Below are 19,723 nucleotides of genomic sequence, written 5' to 3' on the forward strand. Positions count from 1 at the left end.
AATTAAATTTAAGCTGACAATAAAATCATAAGCTGAAAACAGGTAAAGTAAGCTAATAAAAAAGCTCCGGCATTACCGAAGCTTTTACAGATAAAACAACTTCTAGTTTTTCTCTTCATATTTATCTACGAAAGCTTTTATTTTCATATCAGGTTTATCATTCAGTTCAAGTGTAATAATTACCTTACCGTCTTTTCCCTCAATTGTTACAACTGCATCATGCTTGTCGTCATGCCCTTCTGTTAATTCAGCTTTTATTACTGTTTTGCCGTTTTTAAACGCATCTGCCCAATTACAGGTAGCCTCTGTAATTGGCCCCGTCATTATATCGTTAGGGTCATCGTTATGATTAAAGGTAATTGCGGTTTTAGTCACTTCTACCGTTATCTTATCCTGTGTTTCGTTTTGTACTTCGTCTTTGCTGTTGGTAAACGCCTGCTTACCGGAGGTCCACAGTATTTTCTTTTCGCATTGTGCCTGGCTTTGTTTCGTAAATGCGCATACAACAAAAAGCATTAAGATGATCTTTTTCATGATTTGATTTTAAAAATGATGTGTATTTTTTACGATACCATTTTCAATAGTAATGCCACAATTAGCTCTTTAAAAATCAATTGATTAAAAGAAAATTTCTTTTAAGAAAAGTTCAAATACGGACAAAATGTTTGAAAATGAACAAGGATAAACACTTTCACTGCTTTTTAGTCGGGGGAAAGAAAACAACGAAATAATATTTTCCTTTTATAAAGAAGGCAGCTCAATAAAATACAGAAAGTACAAGAGTGCGACGCAAGAAAAGCATCATAGCAGTAATGCAGATGGGTCACTAAAAATTCTCTTATTTCCAGATGCGTGGAATACGTTGTTCTAATAACATCAGGTCTGCCAAAGCCACAGCCGTAGCGGCTTCCAGGATAACGGGTGCACGCAATGCCACACAAAGGTCGTGGCGGCCTTTGATAGAGAAATCTTCCATTTTACCTGTCTCCCAGTTAAGACTGTTTTGTTGTTTTGGTGTAGAGGCCGTTGGTTTTATGGCAATGCGAAATACGAGTTCATTACTGTTAGTGATACCGCCAACAATACCACCTGCATGATTGGTGGTTGTTTTGCCTTCCATATTTTCAATGGCATCGTTGTGCTGTGATCCAAACATTTTTGCTGCAGCGAAACCACTTCCAAACTCAATCCCTTTTACAGCAGGAATAGCAAAAGCAATATGCGCAATGTTTGATTCAACAGAATCGAAAAAAGGTTCTCCAAGACCTATAGGCAAACCATTAACCCGGCATTCAACAAGACCGCCGACAGAATCTTTTGCATCAATAGCATTCTGCAAACCTTTTTCTAAATCTTTTTCACCGCCTATTTCTGTTACTTCAGCATGTATAGAAATACCTTGAAAAACCTCACCCAAACCCTCTTCAAAGGAGAGGGCTTCAGACGTTACGGGTTCAACTGTCTTGCGCTCTTGTATGGCTTGTTTGATGCGATTAATAACTTCTTGCAAGCTATTCTGTACTTCATCATTTGTAATCTTTACCATTGAATAACCAAATTCATTGAGCCATTGCATACGCATGGAATCAAATTTTATTTGCTCTTCTGTATTATGATATTCCCCGTCAATTTCTACTATTATTTTTTTATCAAGGCATACAAAATCAGGAATATATCCTGCAATCGGATGTTGTCTTCTGAATTTTTGATCTTCTATATTTCTGTTGCGTAGTTGCTGCCACATTATATCTTCAGCTTTCGTTTGATTTTTTCTGTTTTCTCTGGCGTAAGCAATAAGATAATTCCATTGTTCGGGCGAAGCAGTCATATAACCGGGTTGGGGTCTTATTCCCCTCTCCTTTGGAGAGGGGTTAGGGGTGAGGTGTTGTAACATTTTCTTTGCAATAGCTCCAGCAGCAACAAGCCCTGTTGTAAGTCTTGCACTGAAATGCCCGCCACCACGGAAGTCTTCGTTGCCACCATATTTTTCATGTGCTACAAAATCTGCATGACCGGGACGTGGAAAGCTGCGTTGTTTTTCATAATCGCCGCTGCGTGTATTATTATTTTCGAAGAAGATGGTGATTGGCGCACCAGTAGCTTTACCGTTAAATATCCCACTTTTGAAAAAAGGATAGTCAGCTTCCTGACGTGGTGTGGTACCTTTTTGTTTACCACCTTTCCTGCGTTCAAGATCAGGTAAGAGGTCATCTTCTATTATAGGCAAACCTGCAGGAACACCATCGATAACAATACCAACTGACTCGCCATGCGATTCACCAAAAATATGTACACGAAATATGCGGCCGAAACTATTCATGAATGGCTTCCTTATTATTTAAAGATACAACGCCACCAAGACTTTGTATATGTTCGTAAAAATTAGGATAAGATTTTGAAACAGCCTGCGCTTCTTCAATGATTGTTTCACCTTCTGCTTTTAAACCAGCAACAGCACACATCATAGCAATGCGATGGTCATGACGTGAATGCACATGTGCGCCATGTAAACCATTGCCACCTTTGATGAGCATGAGGTTATCCTGTAATACAACTTCAAGACCCATCTTGCCAAGCTCCTGTTGTATAGTTAATCCGCGATCACTTTCTTTATGCGCTAAGCGATGAACCCCTTCAATAACTGTTGTGCCTTCGCAATAGGCAGCCAGCGCAGCAAGCGGAGGAAAAAGATCAGGACAATCTGTTGCATCAAAATGAAAAGCTTTTAATTTGCCAGGGCCAATTTCAATCTGATTATCCTGCACAGATAAGTTGCAACCACAATCCATTAATGCTTGCATTACCGCTTTATCAGCTTGAGTGGAAGCAATGTCTAAACCCCTTACTGTAATATTACCTGCAATAGCACCAGCGACCAATAAGAATGCGCCGCCACTCCAATCACTTTCTACTGTATAATCAATATAAGTTGATTGATAGTTGACAGGTTCTATTTCAAAAAAGAATTCTTTATGATCATTGTTCCGTGGCACCTTTAATTGAAATTGTTCCATAACAGAAAGCGTAAGATCAACATAAGGTTTGCTCTTGAGATTATTCACAGTAATAGTTACATCCTTTGCATCTAGTGCAGAGTATGCCAACAATAATCCTGTAAGAAATTGTGAACTTAATGAGCCATCAATAGTAATATTCTTTGGCTGTAAAGGACCGTGTACTTTTAATGGCAGTTTACCATTGTTCGACGTTATTTGAACGCCAAGTTGTGGAAAGATCTCATCAAAGAAATCCATTGGGCGGGTAAGCAAACTGCCTTCACCATTAATCGTCATTTCTTTTGCATTGAGTGCAACGATGGGTGCAAACATTCTGATGCCTAAACCACTTTCTCCGTTGTTTACTTCACTGGTAACAGCATTTACACCATCACTTGTAATTTTTATGCTGCCATCCTCTAATTGCTCTACTGTTGCACCTAATGCCTGTATTACTTTTAGCGCAGCTCTATCATCATTAGAGATTCCTGGATTACGAATAATGCTTTCTCCTTTTCTTACCAAAGCTGCAGCGCATGCACGCTGCATAGAACTTTTTGAAGCGGGTGCTACAATGGTTCCTGATATAGATGATGGTTGTATCGTTACCTGCATGATAATAATTAATTTGTAGTAGCTAATTGTTGCACAACCGGTGCAATCTGTTCTATAGTCAATGGCTTAACTATTCCTTTACCTATCTTTTCCAACAGTACATATTGAATATCTTTCTTTGTTGCTTTCTTATCAGACTTCATCATCTCCAAAGCCTTATCTGCATTAAATCTAAAGAAAGCTGTTAAACCATATTTTATAATTAAGAAAGCGATCTTATCAGCATCTTTAAGCCCCAGCATATCCCTGCTGATATAAGCTGCAATCACCATTCCAATAGTTACTGCATGGCCATGTGGCAATTTATAGGTATTCTCAATTGCATGCCCAAGTGTGTGACCGAAGTTGAGCAGCTTTCTATCACCTTGTTCAAACTCATCCTGTTGCACGACTTTGCTTTTAAGTAAAGCATTGCGTTGAATCAGTTTATTCAACAATACTTTGTCTTTCTGAAAATCAGTAAGCTTGTGTTGCTCGAGCAATTTAAACATAGCCGCATCTTTAATGCAGGCGTGTTTAATGATCTCTGCAAAACCATTTACCCATTCTTCTTTCGGCAATGATTTAAGTAATGAATAATCGTATAATAAAAATGAAGGCTGACGAATTAAGCCCACCATGTTTTTATAAACGCCAACGTCCACACCATTCTTACCACCAATAGATGCATCTACCATTGCGAGAATTGAAGTTGGAACAAAACCAAACTGCACTCCACGCATATAAATCCCTGCAACATAACCAGCCATATCTGTAATAATACCACCGCCAACACCCACAATACAAGACTTTCGGTTTGCACCAGCCTGCACTAACTGACCAATAATATTATCAACCGAATGTTGTGTTTTATGTTCTTCACCGGGCTTGACTACAATCGTGCTCCAGCCTCTAAATTTCCTTTGATTTTTGCTGAAAATATTTTCATCGGTTATGATGAAGGTATTGTCCCTTGATACCAGCTTTTCCAGGTGATCAAAAGAAGCGTCAAAGTAAAACGAAGTAGTTGCTGTTGAGAAAGCAATGTTTTTTTTTGTCATTTCACGCAAAGGCGCAAAGGCGCAAAGTGATGTAAGTTTTTGTTTGCTGACTAACGATCAGAACGTACAAGTGTGCGACGCAACGATGCTTAATGTTTATTCAAATGCCCGGCTCATAAAAATATTCTACGCGCCGGGCATTTGCACATTTTCACATCAGCACGTTCTCACATTAACTATTCAATATCTTATTCTGATGATTGATACTTTCCATGTGAACTGCATCAAAATATTTTGTGATGAATTCACGGCTTAAACCAATCTTATCTCCACGATCAAATGCACGTTGCAAAATTTCGTTCCAACGATTTGTTTGAAGGATGGTGATGTTGTTATCTTTTTTATACTGACCAATTTTTTCTGCGGTCTTCATACGCTCACCGAGGATCTGCATCAACTCATCATCAAGGTGATTGATTTGCTGACGCAATTTTTCCAATGCAGCATGATATTCTTCATTTGCCACATCTTCTTTACGCCACTTAATGCTGTCAAGCATTTCAGCGAGACGCTCAGGTGTTACCTGTTGCTTTGCATCGCTCCATGCTTTATCTGGATCGATGTGCGATTCAATGATCAAACCATCAAAGTCAAGGTCAATTGCTTTCTGTGCAACTTCCTGGAGAATATCTCTGCGACCACAAATATGTGAAGGATCATTGATCATCATCATATCAGGATTGCGGCGTTTCATTTCAATCGCCAAATGCCACATTGGTGCATTGCGATATTCTGTATTGCCATAAGAAGAGAAACCGCGATGTATCAAACCAATTTGTTTAATGCCTGCTTTTGCCACACGCTCCACCGCGCCGATCCATAATTCAAGATCAGGGTTGATCGGGTTCTTGATCAACACCGGAACATCCACACCACGCAGTGCATCTGCAATTTCCTGCACGCTGAAAGGGTTTACTGTTGTACGTGCACCGATCCACAATACATCTACATCAAAGTGCAACGCATCCTGCACCTGCTTTGCTGTAGCTACTTCAACTGCTACCGGCATACCCGTGATTTTACGAGCCTGCTGCATCCACGGTAAACCTTTGGTACCAATACCTTCAAAGCTTCCGGGGCGTGTACGTGGCTTCCAGATACCGGCACGCATAATATCTACTTTACCGGTCTTATGTAAACGTACAGCAGTTTCCAAAACCTGCTCTTCGGTCTCTGCACTACACGGACCGGAAATGATCAATGGACGTTTGTTCCATTTCTCCTGCACCAATTCTTTCATGGTTGTTGCATTCGTTGCTTGCATATCAAGGGACTTTATGTTGTTGTTATATATAAATTTTTATATGGCAATCTGTATCGCTATGTTCATCGTCTGTTGTGTCACTCACTTGTGCGTTCGGAAGTTTATTCGTCTTTTATTAACTGCCAGATTTCCTCTTCGTTAAACCATCTTCCTGTGTTATAAGCAATCACAAATAGTAATCTGAATTTTTCATCTTCTTTCTTTGCTAATCCTATTAAAGAACCTTTCTTTATAGGATCACCTTTTTTTAAATCGGAGATATTCAAATCATGGTAACTATAATAAATACTATCACTCTCCACTGTCACAACTGAAACGTGATTTTCTTCTAATTCAAGAATCGCATTAATTTTTCCATCATGAATTGAAAATACACTATCACTTTTTGATATAAAATACAAACCCGGAAAATAATCTACAATTGCACCATCTGGATGTTTAGTCTTGAAGGCTTTCGCATTTTTCATTGGCAATTCTTTTACTTTTCCAAGTGTTATCATATCAGAATCATTCTGACAAAAAGAACCAATCGAAATCATCAAAGAACTAATAAAAAGAACAAGACTTTTCATATGTCGAGTTTAGCATTTCAGTACAAGTGTGCGACGCAACAATGCTTAATACTTATTCATAAGCCCGGCTCAAAAAATTTCTTACACCCCTTTAGGGGATGGGGGCTTATTACCGGCTGTTCGCATCATTCATTCTTATCCTTCTGCCTTTATAATTCTTACCATCAATTGCGCGGATCATTTGTTTGGCAGCACCACTTTCTATTTCTATCCAGCTATTCATTTCTTTCATATCAATTCTGCCGAGTACTTCCTTGGTAAGCTCACTCATATCAAGAATGAATTGTAAAAAACTTGCTTTATAAAAACCATCTTTTGTACCAAGGTTCACAAAGAGTCTTGTTGTATTGCCATTACTGTTGCTGTTAAACTCTCTTCTTTCACCACGACCTGCACCACGATCAGCCCTGTTAAAACGATCATCACCGCCGCGCCTGTTACCTCTGTCATCCCGATTGAACCCATCACGTGATATTCTTTCTCTCGGATCTCTGCGTTGTTCTCTTATATTCAGGTCTTCTGCATTCTCATAATATTTCAGGAACCTGTCAAACTCAGTAGCAGCCACTCTTTGCAACACCTCTTCTTTACTTACGTCAGCAAACTTTTCTGTAAGCATAGGTAAATATGTTTCATAATCGCCGTGACTGATATCTGTCTGTAATAATTTATCCATGAAAGAAAAGAACTGTTTGCGACAAACATCTTTACCCGTTGGTACTTCCAGTTTATGAAATGGTGATTGAACCATGCGTTCTATTTGTTTCAATCTTCCTATCTCACGACTGTGTACAATGCTCATACAAATACCTACATTGCCTGCACGGCCTGTTCTGCCACTGCGATGTGTATACACTTCCATGTCATCAGGCAGCTCGTAATTAATTACGTGTGTTATACCCACCACATCAATACCACGTGCAGCCACATCTGTTGCAATCAGCAACTGTAAAGTCTTATCACGAAACTGTCCCATCACTGCGTCACGCTGTTGCTGTGTAAGATCTCCATGCAGCGCATCAATATCATAACCTTCACGGGTAAGCTTTTCTGCAATATTCTGCGCATCAACTTTGGTGCGTGTAAAGATGATACCATAGATACCCGGGTTCACATCTATCAAACGCTTCAATGCTTCATAACGATGATGAGCTGCTACAACGTAATATTGGTGATCAATATTTTTGTTCGCCGTATTTGCTTTACCAACTGTTACTTCCACAGGATCTTTCATATACTTCTTGCTAACCCTGCGAATTTCCGGTGGCATTGTCGCACTGAATAGCCATGTGCTTTCACGTTGTGGTGTATTCTTAAGAATGAGTTCTATATCATCCTGGAAACCCATGTTCAGCATTTCATCAGCTTCATCCAGCACCACATATTTTATCTGCTCAAGATTAATAGCTTTGCGTTCGATAAGATCAATCAATCTTCCGGGTGTTGCCACAACGATCTGTATACCGCGCTTCAGGTCTCTTATCTGCTGACCAATAGAGGTACCGCCGTACACGGCTATTACATTTATAGCACGTATATGCTTTTTAAAGAGCTCAATTTCACTTACGATCTGCATACACAGTTCACGTGTGGGGCAAACCACCAATGCCTGCGGATATTTATCGTTTTCATTTATTACCTGTAGCAACGGCAAGCCAAATGCCGCTGTTTTTCCCGTACCTGTTTGTGCCAGCCCTATAAAATCTTTTGTGCCGCTTAGTAAAACAGGTATCGCTTTCTCCTGGATTGTAGTAGGATTAACGAAGCCTAATTCACTGGTAGCCTTTACCAATCGCTCCTCTAACCCCAATTCTTCAAATGTTATCATTACGTTTCAAAATTTGCCGCAAAGGTAACCAATGATAGCCACGATTTGGCTTTGATTTCACTGATTATGCCTATTTAATCGTTATTTGATGCGGCTTTTATGTTTATTTTTTGTTATCAACTGTTAGTTCTTTGGGCATCGCCTGTTGTGTCACTCACTTGTGCGTTCGGAACTTTGAGGGGCAAGCTGCGAGCCTTGAGCTAAGAGCTTCGAGCAAAACATAAGCGCTCAAAGCTCGCAGCTATCAGCTCATAGCTATTTTAAAGTACAAGTGTGCGACGCAACAAAAATTTAATGCTTATTCAAATGCCTGGTTCATAAAAATCATTTCACATTACTTAATGATTCTTTGAATCTTATTTGCATTCTCCATTAATTCGTATAAATATTCCATGTTCTCTTTTTCCAAACATGCTTTGAATTTGCGCAACTGCGTAATGTGTTCATTCAAAACGTCCAATACATTTTCGCGGTTTTGCATAAAGATGGGCGCCCACATTGCCGGACTACTTTTTGCCAAACGCACCGTGCTCTCAAAACCACCACCGGCAAGTTCGAAGATGGCATCTTCTTCTTTCTCTTTTTCCAATACTGTATTCGCCAAAGCGAATGAAGTGATGTGTGCAATATGACTTACATAAGCAGCATGCACATCATGCGGTTCTGCATCCATGTAAACGATATGCATACCAAGATCTTTGTAAATATTTTCAACGATCTCAACTGCTTTGGGATCGCTTTTTTCTTTCTCGCATATAACACATGCACGTCCTGCGAAGCCATCTTTCACAGCAGCTTCCGGTCCGCTGTATTCCGTACCCCACATAGGATGCGTGGCAACAAAGCGACTGCGCATGGGGTAGTTTGCAAGGGCTTTGCATAAAACTAATTTTGTTGAGCCTGCATCAACAACAATCTGTTTATCCGTAACTATTTTCATGATCTGTTGCATAACAGGAATCGTTACATCAACAGGAATAGCTACATAAATAAGGTCACTTTTTTTTACTGCTTCTTCAAGCGGCAATGCTTCATCTATAATGCCTAACTCGATTGCTTTTTGTTCACTTTCTTTTGTTCTGCTTACGCCGATAACATGTTTGGTGTAACCTTTTTCTTTTAACGCCAGTGCGAATGAACCACTGATCAAACCAACACCAACTATCGTAACACTGTTAAACATCTCAACAAATCTTTATAATTCTTAGTTATTTATTTTTTACTCTTTTAATTGCTTCTTCAAATTTTTCTATGCTGCCGCATAAACTGATGCGTATGTATTTTTCACCGGCGCTTCCAAATATTCCACCGGGTGTTATGAACACATTGCTGTTGTACAAAACATCATCGCTTAATGCATAACCATCTTTGTAAATATCCGGTATTCTTGCCCACATAAACAGTCCTACCTGGTCTTTTGAATAGATACAGTTTAGAGCATCAAGTAATTCATAAACTTTTGCTCTGCGTTCTCTGTACACTTTATTTACACTATCGTACCAATCTTTGCCAAGGCTCAAAGCTTTTGCAGCAGCGAGTTGTACAGGCAAGAACATTCCGCTATCCATATTGCTTTTAAAACGCAATACTTCATCAATTCTTTCTTTTGCTGCGCAAAGAACACCCACACGCCAGCCCGCCATGTTTTGCGATTTGCTTAATGAGTTTAATTCAAGCACCACATCTTTTGCACCATCAAGACTTAATAAACTCATTGGGTTATCATTCAAAATAAAACTGTACGGGTTGTCGTGACAAATCAATATGCTATGCTTTTTTGCAAAAGCAATCAGTTGTTGATACATTTCAACAGAAGCCAATTGACCGGTTGGCATGTGTGGGTAGTTAACCCACATCAATTTTACTTTTGAAAGATCTTTTTGTTCTAATGCGGCAAAATCTGGGTAATAATTATTTTCTTCTTTAAGATCATAATCAACACAAACACCACCAGCGAGTTTTACCGCACTTCTATATGTTGGATAACCCGGATTTGGTAAAAGCACTTCGTCTCCTTCATTTAAATAAGTCATGCAGATATGCATGATGCCTTCTTTGCTGCCGATCAATGGTAATATTTCTGTATCTGGATTCAATGTAACATGATACCATGTTTGATACCAATCAGCAAAAGCCTTTCTTAAGACTGGCGAGCCTTTGTAATTCTGATACGCATGCACATTTGGTTTTACACTTTCTTCGTTCAATACCTTGATAACATCAGGATGCGGCGGCAGGTCAGGGCTTCCTATGCCAAGGTTTATAATATTCTTGCCTTGTTTGTTCAGTTCATCTATTTCCCTTAATTTCTGTGAGAAATAATATTCACCTATGCCTTCCAGTCTTTTTGCTGTTGCTATCATAAAATATAATCGTTAGAATATTATTGTTTCACCTTTCTTATAAATGCCATATACGGTAACATCCCCGGTTAATGGCCGAATGTCATTTATTACTTTATTGAACTGGTCAAGCGTATCAAACTCCATGTCTACACCAAACATATAATGCCAGTTAGTTTCAGGAATTGGAAAGCTTTGCAGTTTGGAAAGATCAATGCCACCGTCTGCTATTTTACCAAGCACTTTTGCAAGACTACCTCTTGAGTTATCTGTAAAAAATGTTACAGTTGCTTTATTCGCACCCTCAACCGGAACTTCAGGAACATCCGGTTGCAATACCAGAAACCTTGTATAATTATGTTTTACTGTATGTATATCAGGAGCTATAACGTTAAGATGATAAAGATCGGCAGCAAGAGTACTTGCAATAGCTGCAATATGTTTGCTTTTATGCTGATGAACCTGTTTTGCGCTTAAGGCTGTATCTTCTGATTCTACAAGTTTCCAATTATATTTATCAAGGAACCTGAGACATTGTTGTATGGCCATTGGATGAGAATGAACTTCACGAATATCATTCAAACTAACACCAGGATTCACCAATAAGTTTTGTCGAATCTGCAGGTAAACTTCTCCAATAATATACAACCCGCTTTTACGCAAAAGATTATAGTTACCAAGAATACTGCCTGCAATGGAATTTTCAATAGCCATGATACCTCCAGAGCTCAATGCCTTATCCGATGCTATTTTCAAAACCTCGCTAAAAGTTGGGCAACATATTACTTCAACATCATCTCCAAAAAATCTACGTGCTGCCTCCTGGTGAAAGCTGCCTTCAAAACCCTGGATAGAAATTTTACTTTTGGCTTTTGCAATTGCAGTGCCGTTTAAATGTTTTTTTTCATGTTCTGTTTCCATATAATATTTATCAGTAGCGTGCTTTTAGGTTAAAAAAAATCCCGGCCTTTTTGACCGGGATTGTATGCTGATTGTTTAATTCATGTTTAGTATCTGGCAAATACAACCCCGTCTGCTTTGGTAAAGTAGAAATAAAAAAAATAAAAGAAGTTGTATTTACCCGCTGCTATCATTGGGTCAAATATATACAGATTGTTTTTGCGCACAAATTTTTTTCAATTATAATAAACGAGTGTTCGTTTAAAATATTATATAACTTGTTTATCAGCTTTTTGTATATAGCTCACCGCCTGTTGTGTCACTCACTTGTGCATTCGGAAATTTGATGAACAAACTTCGAGCCTTGAGCTATGAGCCCAGAGCTATACATAAGAGCTTGCAACTATCAGCTCATAGCTGTTTTAAAGTACAAGGGTGCGACGCAACAAAAGCTTAATACTTATTCAACAGACCGGAACATAAAAACAAAAAAAGCCCTCCTGTGGAAACAGGACGGCCTCTAACGATTGCTTGCCATATGAAAAATCTTTAACTACTCTCTGTCAGCAAGCTTGACACACAAACCCTAACGCACAGTAGTTTTTGATAATTATTTCTTCAAAGAATCAACAGTAGCTTTAGCAGAATCGCCCATAGCTTTTACTGTAGAATCAGCAGCAGAAGCTGTAGAATCAATAGCTGAAGTAGCAGCTGATGTAGTAGAATCAACTACAGCGGCAGCAGAATCAGTAGCAGTTGTAGCTGAATCACCAGAACCGCAGGCAGCAAATGCGCCAAGTGCTAAAACGAATAATACTTTTTTCATTTTGAATTTTTTTGTGAGTGAATTTTGAGATTAATACAGAATTCACAAAAAGGTAACCCCCGTATAACTCTATTTTTTAAAAATTTTTTTGGTCCTGTTTTGGGTTACTTTTACGCCCCAAAAGGTATTAAAACCGGATAAAGGTGAAAGCTGAGATCAACGAACAAATCTTATTACGCGGATTAGTTAACAACGATTCGAAAGCAATTGAATCTATTTATAAAGAAAATTATAACATGATTCAGGCTTTCATCCTCAATAACAATGGCACTTACGATGACGCAAGGGATATTTTTCAGGAAGCTATGATAACGCTGTATGAAAAAGCAAAAAGCGAATCATTTGTCTTAACCTGCCAAATAAAAACCTATGTTTATTCCGTATGCAGGAGATTATGGCTTAAACGTCTTCAACAAATGGGAAGATATGTTTCAACCGGCGAAAGCCTTGAAGAAACTGTTCCGGTAGAGGATGATCTGGAAGTTCACGAAAAGAGAAATGCAGAGTTTGCCATAATGGAAAGGGCAATGGGTAGTTTGGGCGAACCCTGTAAAAGTTTACTTGATGCATATTATATCCGAAAGAAGGGCATGACAGAAATTGCCACAGAATTTGGATACACTAACGCTGACAATGCAAAGAATCAAAAATATAAATGCCTGATGCGTTTGAAAAAATTATTCTTTGCCCAATATAATATAGGAGAGTGATGGAAGATATACTTTTACTTGAGACCATTGAGCGTTACCTGAACGGTAATATGCTGCCCGAAGAAAAGACTTACTTCGAGCAACTACGCAAGAATACCCCTGAGATTGACCAGATGGTAGTAGAACATAAACTGTTTTTACAACAAATGGAGCATTTCTCTGAACACAAAAGCCTGAGAGAATCTTTGCATAATGCACACAATAACCTTGTTGAAAAAGGTGTGGTATATGAAGGCGGAGAAATCTCAACCAGGGGTAAGGTTATTCAGTTGTGGGACAGGTATAAACGTGTTACTGCCATTGCAGCTTCCATTGCCGGTATTACTGCGTTGGTAATTAGTGGATTGGTTTCCTATTTTACGCCGGTAGCAAATAACAACCAACTGCAACAGTTGAGTCATGATCTAAATCAGGTTAAGCAAAATCAACAAGCTTTAGGTAAACAATTAAATGAAGTTGATTCAAAGATTCCAAAAGATGCAGAAACAATAACCAGTGGCTCGGCATTTTTAATTGATGGCAAAGGTTATCTTGTAACAAATGCACACGTACTAAAAGGTTCAGGTGCGGTTGTTGTAAACAGTAAAGGAAAAGAGTTTAATGCAAAGATCATCAACATTGATGACGCAAGCGATATAGCCATTCTAAAAATTCAGGACGAAGATTACAAACCAGTTTCTTCACTTCCTTACAGTATAAAGAAGTCAAACATAGATCTTGGAGAAGAATTGTTCACGCTTGGTTATCCAAGAGAACAGATCGTATATAATATGGGTTATCTGAGTTCAATCACAGGGTTTAATGGTGATACTTCAAGCTGCCAGATATCTTTGAGTGCAAATCCTGGAAACTCCGGTGGGCCTGTGTTTAATAAAAATGGAGAGATCATCGGTATTCTTAGTACGAGAGAAAAAGCTGCAGAAGGTGTAGTCTTTGCTGTAAAAGCACAAGGTATTTATAAGTTGGTTGATGAATTAAGAGAATCTGATACAGCTGTTCAGCGAATAAAAATGCCGGTTAATTCGTCTATAAAAAATAAAACAAGAGTAGAACAAATCAAAGAAGTAGCAGATTGCGTTTATCTTGTAAAGGCATACACACAAAAATAGTCACAGTTGGTTTAGGTGAACATACACAATGGCCCCGCCTGGTTAGCGGGGTCTTTTTATTTTATGAACCATAGTTCTTGTATTTCAATTAAGCTTTTGTTGCGTCGCACTCTTGTACTGTTGAATTCCTGTCAACATTAGACAGTCGACTGTCGACAGCTTTTCCAAACGCACAAGCGAGTGACACAACAGTTGATGCTATGAAATACAAATGCAGGTTACCAAAAAAACTAAGCCCAAAGATTAGAAGGATACTCACCGGACGCAACAAGTGCATCGATACTTGCCTGTACAATTGGCGCGTCTTCTTTGTAGGTAACGCCAAACCATTTGGCGCTGGTAGGAACAATTTCTATAATGCCACGGCCCGATTTTATATAATGATCTGCCATACGTGGTATAAGAAATTCTGCTTTAAGATTTTGCAGGTTTGCTTTAAGAAACTTATCAAACTCTTCTTCACACATTTTGATATATTCAGGAGTATAGCAAAAGATGTTCATACTAACCTTGGTTTCCGGAGCCAATTCAGTTAGTTCGCCATTCTCTTCATAAACGATCTTATCTTCCTTTTTGTAAATGGTAAGGCGTTCATCAATACCCTGCATTTCATTTTTACTGTTTATAGAAATAACACCACGGCTTACACTGCCATGATCGCTGAGCGTGTTTACCAACTCATAACCTATAACAGCAAAATGTTTATCAGTGCATTTGCTTGTAATAAAATCATATGCTTTTACAAATGAGTCTTTACCATAAAAATCATCGGCATTAATAACTGCAAATGGTTCTTTCACTTCATCTTTGCAGCATAATACAGCATGCGCAGTACCCCATGGTTTTACGCGGTCTGCCGGTATCACATGATTACCTGTAAATGAATCGAGCTGCTGGTAAACATAAGCCGTTTGTATTTTTCCTTTTAGCTTAGGTTCAAAAATAGCTTTAAAATCGTCGGCAAAGTCTTTGCGTATAATAAAAACAACTTTTGTAAATCCCGCTGCTATGGCGTCATAAATAGAATACTCCATAATAGTCTCGCCGGAAGGGCCAAATCCCTGGATTTGTTTCATACTGCCATAGCGGCTTGCCATTCCCGCAGCTAGAATAACTAAAGTTGGTTGCATATTAATAATTTAGAATTTTGCGAAACTAAATGTTTCAGCTTAGAAACGAATAATTATAAAGTAAATTATTCATGATGGAAGTTAGTATTCATTTAGAAAAAATTATTACTCAACCGATTGAGGTTAATTGGCTGCACAGTAATAATACAAAGCTTAATGTATTAAGACTTGACTTAATACATCCTGTAATAAGCGGCAATAAATGGTTTAAACTGAAATATTATTTGGCAACTGCCTTAGCAAACAAATCAGCGTCAATAGGCACTTTTGGAGGTGCTTATTCCAATCATATTGTTGCAGTTGCCTATGCCTGTAAAACCTCAGGCATAAACAGCATTGGCATTATAAGAGGCGAAGAGCCGTCTGTTTTATCTGATACTTTACTGGATGCGAAACATTATGGAATGAAGTTGCATTTTGTAAACCGTGCAGCCTATAGAGATACCGAAATTATAAAACAACATTTTGAGGATACTTACTGGATAGAAGAAGGTGGTTATGGTACAGAAGGGGTAAAAGGGGCGGCTGAAATATTAGCATTCGCAAAAAACAGCCAAAACTATTCACATATTATTTGTGCTGTGGGAACCGGAACAATGATGGCCGGCATTATACAATCTGCACAATCGCATCAAACTATTATTGGCATAAGTACCATGAAAGGAAATTTTGCTCTACATGAAAAAGTAAAGAACCTGCTTGACGACAAAAACCAAAACAATAAGTATAAAATTATGCATGAATATCATTTCGGTGGTTATGCAAAACACCCTTCCCAACTATTGCAATTCATGAACGAAACATGGCAACATCAGCAATTACCCACTGATATTGTGTATACGGCAAAAGCTTTTTATGCGACTAAGCAAATGATCTTAGAAAATACTATACCCAAGGGCAGTAACGTTTTAATGATTCACAGCGGTGGCTTACAGGGCAACAGGTCTTTGCCTGACAATACACTTCTGTTTTAATCAACGCCGCTATATTTGCAACCAATTCAGCAAAACAATGAATCGGATCTCCTTATCACTACTTATAACTATCACTTTCTTTGTAACCGGACATGCCCAGAATCCCTTGCCCGATTTTTCTGCTGAAGATCTGGGCAGTAGTAAAGTTCGCATTTCATGGGTGAATTCTTTTGGCGATAATTGTATACAACTGATGGTCCAATCATCCTACGACAGTGTGAAAAATTTCAAAACTATCTTTTCAACCGAATCTCCGCAACTGCCACAGAATGGATTTGTGTATACATTACCTTATCCCACAGCCAAACTATATTTCAGGGTATTTTATATTCTCTATGGCAACGCTTATTATTTTACAAAAGCAGAACGTCCTATACTAGCCATTTATAATGAGCCCGGAACTGAAACTAAAGTAGCCGAGCAGAAAATAGATCCCATCCGTATTATTACAATCAGGGCAAAAGATTCTGTAGTTGCGCAGATGGGTTATGCAGATTACTGGAAATTTAAAGACTCTGTAAACAGGAACACAAAAGATACATTGTTTGTTTTATCAGGAGACCAGGTATTGATAAAACCATTTAACCCGGAAAATTATTTTCACCCCTCGATCTATGTGGTAACAAACAAAGATGGCTTTGTTACAGTTAAATTACCAGAAGCAATGCATAAAAATTATAAGATTGTTTTCTTAACCATGGAGAATGAAAAGCTGTTTACCATTAACCACATTGCTGACACGGAACTTGTTATTGATAAAACAAATTTCATACATGCAGGATGGTTCAAATTCGAATTGTATGAAGACAATAAACTAAAGGAGAAGAACAAAATATTATTGCAAAGAGATTTTTGATTTAGTTGGTAAGAATTTTTTTGAGCCCGGCTGAAGAATAAGATTAGACTTCGTTGCGTCGCACTCGTGTACTTCCATTCATATATTCAGCAGAAATACAGTTAAACAAACTCTGCATCAAATACTTTCTCAAAATTCTTTCTTACTTTTTCTTTTACTTCTTCCATTGAAACAGCGTAGCCCAATTCTTTTTCCAGCGAAGTAACTTTTTTATCATGTATTCCACATGGAATAATGTGATCAAAATAAGAAAGATCTGTATTTACATTAAACGCAAAACCGTGCATGGTAACCCACCTGCTGCAACGTATGCCCATTGCACATATTTTTCTTTCTTTTCCTTTTGTCTGTGGTTCAATCCAAACACCTGTTTCGCCAGCACTTCTCTCACCATGTAGTCCATATTCTGCCATGGTAAGTATAATAATTTCTTCAAGACTTCTTAAATACCAGCCAAGATCAGTTTTAAATTGATCAAGATCAAAAACCGGATAACCAACCAATTGCCCTTTGCCATGAAAAGTTATATCTCCTCCCCTGTTTATATGAAAATATTCAACACCTTTCTCTTTCCGGTCGGTTTCATTGATCAAAATATTTTCGGCTTTTCCATTTTTTCCTAAAGTATAAACAGGAAAGTGCTCGGTAAACAAGAGATAATTATCGGGTATTATTTGCTGTTGCTTTAGCAGCACACTTTGCTTAAGAAGGTTTTCCTGGTAATCCCATACTTCTTTATAGTGTCTTTCACCAATATCCTGCAGTACAACTTTTTTAGGCATAAGCTGCAAAGTTAGCTGCCTTTACCAAATGTTTTAAAATGTAATAGCGTTTTAGAAATGTTGAGGTGCCTTTGTTTAATCATTGCCCTGAACGATGAATTGCTTGCGACGCAACCGGCGATGCCATAAAAAATGCAGCTGGTATCAAAAAACAAATGCAGCCGGATAGCTGCATTTATTTTTTTGTGAGATCGGGAAACAAACAAACTATATAAACAATACGTAACTAAAACACCAAAGGTTGGTATTGTTGTAATAAAGTTACAGCCTCATCTTTACTTTCCAGCAGTGAGTGGCCGGTTAGAAACTCATCAACCTGTCTTGCGCATTCACGACCTTCGCTGATTGCCCAAACCACCAGGCTTTGTCCACGGCGCATATCCCCACAGGCAAATATTTTAGAAATATTAGATTGGTATTCCTTTTCTGTAGCTTTTACATTGCCCTTTTCATCCAGCTCTACACCAATTTCTTCCAGCATTCCTTCATGTTGTGGGTGTATAAAACCCATAGCTAATAAAGCCAGTTCACAAGGCATTTCTCTTTCACTGCCTTCCCTTTCCACGAAGTTTGCAGGCCTGCCATCTTCAGTTATCTTCCATTCAAGATCCACGATCCTTAATGCTTTCAGGTTTCCATTTTCATCACCAACAAAGGCTTTCGTGGCTATAGCCCAGTGCCTTTCAGCTCCTTCTTCATGCGAAGAAGAAGTTTTCAAAGTCATAGGGTAAGTTGGCCACGGCATAAATGATGTTCTTGTAGCAGAAGGCTTTGGTAATAATTCAAATTGTGTTACAGATATAGCACCTTGACGGTTGGAAGTTCCAACGCAATCACTCCCCGTATCACCACCACCTATTACCACAACATTTTTTCCGGTAGCTTTTAACTCTTCTGAAATGATGTTGCTTTCAATATCGGCATTTGCAAGCGGATCTTTACCGGCAACACGTTTATTTTGCTGCTTCAGAAATTCCATTGCAGGATAAATACCTTTTAAGTTACGGCCGGCAATATTTAAATCTCTTGGAGATGTTGAGCCACCAGCCAACACAATTGCATTATACTCCCGAAGTAAATCATTAACACTTACATTTACACCCACATTTGCATTGCATTTAAACACTACACCTTCTTCTTCCATTAATGTAATACGTCTGTCGATTACCCATTTTTCTAATTTAAAATCCGGAATACCATAACGCAACAAACCACCCGGCGCATCATCTCTTTCGTAAACTGTAACCAGGTGGCCGGCATAATTCAATTGCGCAGCAGCAGCCAACCCCGCAGGGCCCGAACCAACCACAGCAACCTTTTTACCGGTACGTAAATTAGGTTTGCGTGCCTTAACCAGTTTTTGTTCGAAAGCTATTTCAATAATATGCCTTTCAATTTCTTCAATCGCTACCGGCGGCTGATTAATACCAAGCACACAAGCACTCTCGCAAGGTGCAGGACAAATGCGACCAGTAAATTCAGGAAAGTTATTTGTTGATGTAAGAATATCATAAGCTTCTTTCCAGTTCTTATCATACACTGCATCATTAAATTCAGGAATCACATTTCCAAGCGGGCAACCGCTATGACAAAATGGAACGCCGCAGTTCATGCAGCGTGCTGCCTGCTGGTTCAGCATTTGATCGCTAAAACGTTCAATAAATTCTTTGTAATCATGCACACGTTCCTGCACCGCTCGCTTTGCAGGCAACTCTCTTGTAAATTCTAAAAAACCTGTTGGCTTACCCATCTTCAGTATATAGTTTGAAGTTTACAGTT

18 protein-coding genes are annotated in these 19,723 nt (G+C 38.6%); 4 read left to right on the forward strand and 14 right to left on the reverse strand.

Annotated elements, in window-relative coordinates; all coding sequences use genetic code 11:
- Window positions 1-102: 102 nt before the first annotated feature.
- From FRZ67_RS07010 to FRZ67_RS07065, 11 genes are all read right to left on the reverse strand, one after another.
- The gene (locus tag FRZ67_RS07010; RefSeq protein ID WP_147188851.1) at window positions 103-534 is read right to left on the reverse strand and encodes a hypothetical protein; all 432 of its coding nucleotides are present in this window, start codon (window positions 532-534) and stop codon (window positions 103-105) included.
- 304 nt (window positions 535-838) lie between these two features.
- Window positions 839-2,320, reverse strand: a complete 1,482-nt coding sequence (locus FRZ67_RS23600) for a chorismate synthase (RefSeq protein WP_225975535.1) — start codon at window positions 2,318-2,320, stop codon at window positions 839-841.
- A complete protein-coding gene (aroA, locus tag FRZ67_RS07025; RefSeq protein ID WP_147188852.1) occupies window positions 2,313-3,611 on the reverse strand; it encodes a 3-phosphoshikimate 1-carboxyvinyltransferase in 1,299 nt (432 codons plus the stop codon). The genes FRZ67_RS23600 and aroA overlap by 8 nt, the downstream gene beginning before the upstream one ends.
- 8 nt (window positions 3,612-3,619) lie before the next feature.
- Window positions 3,620-4,651 carry a 3-dehydroquinate synthase gene (aroB, locus tag FRZ67_RS07030; protein WP_147188853.1) on the reverse strand — a complete coding sequence of 344 codons (1,032 nt, stop codon included), beginning with the start codon at window positions 4,649-4,651 and terminating at the stop codon, window positions 3,620-3,622.
- A 172-nt stretch (window positions 4,652-4,823) separates the two neighbouring features.
- Window positions 4,824-5,915 (reverse strand): chorismate mutase, encoded by a 1,092-nt coding sequence (locus FRZ67_RS07035; RefSeq protein WP_225975536.1) that lies wholly within the window; start codon window positions 5,913-5,915, stop codon window positions 4,824-4,826.
- Window positions 5,916-6,016: 101 nt separating this feature from the next.
- Window positions 6,017-6,487 (reverse strand): M23 family metallopeptidase, encoded by a 471-nt coding sequence (locus FRZ67_RS07040; protein ID WP_147188854.1) that lies wholly within the window; start codon window positions 6,485-6,487, stop codon window positions 6,017-6,019.
- 109 nt (window positions 6,488-6,596) lie between these two features.
- A complete protein-coding gene (locus FRZ67_RS07045; protein WP_147188855.1) occupies window positions 6,597-8,315 on the reverse strand; it encodes a DEAD/DEAH box helicase in 1,719 nt (572 codons plus the stop codon).
- A gap of 334 nt (window positions 8,316-8,649) precedes the next feature.
- Window positions 8,650-9,498 carry a prephenate dehydrogenase gene (locus FRZ67_RS07050; RefSeq protein ID WP_147188856.1) on the reverse strand — a complete coding sequence of 283 codons (849 nt, stop codon included), beginning with the start codon at window positions 9,496-9,498 and terminating at the stop codon, window positions 8,650-8,652.
- Between the two features lie 25 nt (window positions 9,499-9,523).
- Complete coding sequence (locus tag FRZ67_RS07055; RefSeq protein ID WP_147188857.1) at window positions 9,524-10,678, reverse strand: pyridoxal phosphate-dependent aminotransferase; 1,155 nt, start codon at window positions 10,676-10,678, stop codon at window positions 9,524-9,526.
- A 12-nt stretch (window positions 10,679-10,690) separates the two neighbouring features.
- Window positions 10,691-11,578: a prephenate dehydratase gene (locus FRZ67_RS07060; RefSeq protein ID WP_147188858.1), complete on the reverse strand. Its 888-nt coding sequence runs from the start codon at window positions 11,576-11,578 to the stop codon at window positions 10,691-10,693.
- A gap of 589 nt (window positions 11,579-12,167) precedes the next feature.
- Window positions 12,168-12,383, reverse strand: a complete 216-nt coding sequence (locus FRZ67_RS07065; protein ID WP_147188859.1) for a hypothetical protein — start codon at window positions 12,381-12,383, stop codon at window positions 12,168-12,170.
- Window positions 12,384-12,526: 143 nt separating this feature from the next.
- Between FRZ67_RS07065 and FRZ67_RS07070 the strand changes: the two genes are divergently transcribed.
- Window positions 12,527-13,093, forward strand: a complete 567-nt coding sequence (locus FRZ67_RS07070; RefSeq protein ID WP_147188860.1) for an RNA polymerase sigma factor — start codon at window positions 12,527-12,529, stop codon at window positions 13,091-13,093.
- Window positions 13,093-14,202 (forward strand): S1C family serine protease, encoded by a 1,110-nt coding sequence (locus tag FRZ67_RS07075; RefSeq protein WP_192903903.1) that lies wholly within the window; start codon window positions 13,093-13,095, stop codon window positions 14,200-14,202. The genes FRZ67_RS07070 and FRZ67_RS07075 overlap by 1 nt, the downstream gene beginning before the upstream one ends.
- A 230-nt stretch (window positions 14,203-14,432) precedes the next feature.
- On the opposite strand, the gene FRZ67_RS07080 is transcribed toward FRZ67_RS07075, so the two are convergent.
- Window positions 14,433-15,332, reverse strand: coding sequence for a sugar phosphate nucleotidyltransferase (locus FRZ67_RS07080; RefSeq protein WP_147188863.1), 900 nt, complete (start codon window positions 15,330-15,332; stop codon window positions 14,433-14,435).
- Window positions 15,333-15,403: 71 nt separating this feature from the next.
- On the opposite strand from FRZ67_RS07080, the gene FRZ67_RS07085 reads away from it, so the two are divergent.
- Entirely contained in the window at window positions 15,404-16,306 is a 903-nt protein-coding gene (locus FRZ67_RS07085; RefSeq protein ID WP_225975537.1) for a 1-aminocyclopropane-1-carboxylate deaminase/D-cysteine desulfhydrase, read from the forward strand.
- Between the two features lie 37 nt (window positions 16,307-16,343).
- Window positions 16,344-17,162, forward strand: a complete 819-nt coding sequence (locus FRZ67_RS07090; RefSeq protein ID WP_147188865.1) for a hypothetical protein — start codon at window positions 16,344-16,346, stop codon at window positions 17,160-17,162.
- A 101-nt stretch (window positions 17,163-17,263) separates the two neighbouring features.
- Here FRZ67_RS07090 and lipB read toward each other — a convergent pair whose 3' ends face one another.
- Both lipB and FRZ67_RS07100 read right to left on the reverse strand, forming a co-directional pair.
- Complete coding sequence (lipB, locus tag FRZ67_RS07095; RefSeq protein ID WP_147188867.1) at window positions 17,264-17,944, reverse strand: lipoyl(octanoyl) transferase LipB; 681 nt, start codon at window positions 17,942-17,944, stop codon at window positions 17,264-17,266.
- A gap of 226 nt (window positions 17,945-18,170) precedes the next feature.
- On the reverse strand, window positions 18,171-19,694 hold the full coding sequence (locus tag FRZ67_RS07100) for a glutamate synthase subunit beta (RefSeq protein WP_147188868.1): 1,524 nt from the start codon (window positions 19,692-19,694) through the stop codon (window positions 18,171-18,173).
- Between the last annotated feature and the right edge of the window lie 29 nt (window positions 19,695-19,723).

This window comes from Panacibacter ginsenosidivorans (assembly GCF_007971225.1).
Lineage (GTDB): Bacteria > Bacteroidota > Bacteroidia > Chitinophagales > Chitinophagaceae > Panacibacter > Panacibacter ginsenosidivorans.

What these genes read in the sequence shown, in the direction of transcription:
- FRZ67_RS07085 (WP_225975537.1), top strand. Translation starts at nt 15,404, where the DNA reads ATGATGGAAGTTAGTATTCATTTAGAAAAAATTATTACTCAACCGATT.
- FRZ67_RS07100 (WP_147188868.1), bottom strand. Translation starts at nt 19,694, where the DNA reads ATGGGTAAGCCAACAGGTTTTTTAGAATTTACAAGAGAGTTGCCTGCA.
- FRZ67_RS23600 (WP_225975535.1), bottom strand. Translation starts at nt 2,320, where the DNA reads ATGAATAGTTTCGGCCGCATATTTCGTGTACATATTTTTGGTGAATCG.
- aroA (WP_147188852.1), bottom strand. Translation starts at nt 3,611, where the DNA reads ATGCAGGTAACGATACAACCATCATCTATATCAGGAACCATTGTAGCA.
- FRZ67_RS07075 (WP_192903903.1), top strand. Translation starts at nt 13,093, where the DNA reads ATGGAAGATATACTTTTACTTGAGACCATTGAGCGTTACCTGAACGGT.
- FRZ67_RS07045 (WP_147188855.1), bottom strand. Translation starts at nt 8,315, where the DNA reads ATGATAACATTTGAAGAATTGGGGTTAGAGGAGCGATTGGTAAAGGCT.
- FRZ67_RS07010 (WP_147188851.1), bottom strand. Translation starts at nt 534, where the DNA reads ATGAAAAAGATCATCTTAATGCTTTTTGTTGTATGCGCATTTACGAAA.
- FRZ67_RS07090 (WP_147188865.1), top strand. Translation starts at nt 16,344, where the DNA reads ATGAATCGGATCTCCTTATCACTACTTATAACTATCACTTTCTTTGTA.
- FRZ67_RS07055 (WP_147188857.1), bottom strand. Translation starts at nt 10,678, where the DNA reads ATGATAGCAACAGCAAAAAGACTGGAAGGCATAGGTGAATATTATTTC.
- FRZ67_RS07035 (WP_225975536.1), bottom strand. Translation starts at nt 5,915, where the DNA reads ATGCAAGCAACGAATGCAACAACCATGAAAGAATTGGTGCAGGAGAAA.
- FRZ67_RS07080 (WP_147188863.1), bottom strand. Translation starts at nt 15,332, where the DNA reads ATGCAACCAACTTTAGTTATTCTAGCTGCGGGAATGGCAAGCCGCTAT.
- FRZ67_RS07065 (WP_147188859.1), bottom strand. Translation starts at nt 12,383, where the DNA reads ATGAAAAAAGTATTATTCGTTTTAGCACTTGGCGCATTTGCTGCCTGC.
- FRZ67_RS07060 (WP_147188858.1), bottom strand. Translation starts at nt 11,578, where the DNA reads ATGGAAACAGAACATGAAAAAAAACATTTAAACGGCACTGCAATTGCA.
- aroB (WP_147188853.1), bottom strand. Translation starts at nt 4,651, where the DNA reads ATGACAAAAAAAAACATTGCTTTCTCAACAGCAACTACTTCGTTTTAC.
- lipB (WP_147188867.1), bottom strand. Translation starts at nt 17,944, where the DNA reads ATGCCTAAAAAAGTTGTACTGCAGGATATTGGTGAAAGACACTATAAA.
- FRZ67_RS07050 (WP_147188856.1), bottom strand. Translation starts at nt 9,498, where the DNA reads ATGTTTAACAGTGTTACGATAGTTGGTGTTGGTTTGATCAGTGGTTCA.
- FRZ67_RS07040 (WP_147188854.1), bottom strand. Translation starts at nt 6,487, where the DNA reads ATGAAAAGTCTTGTTCTTTTTATTAGTTCTTTGATGATTTCGATTGGT.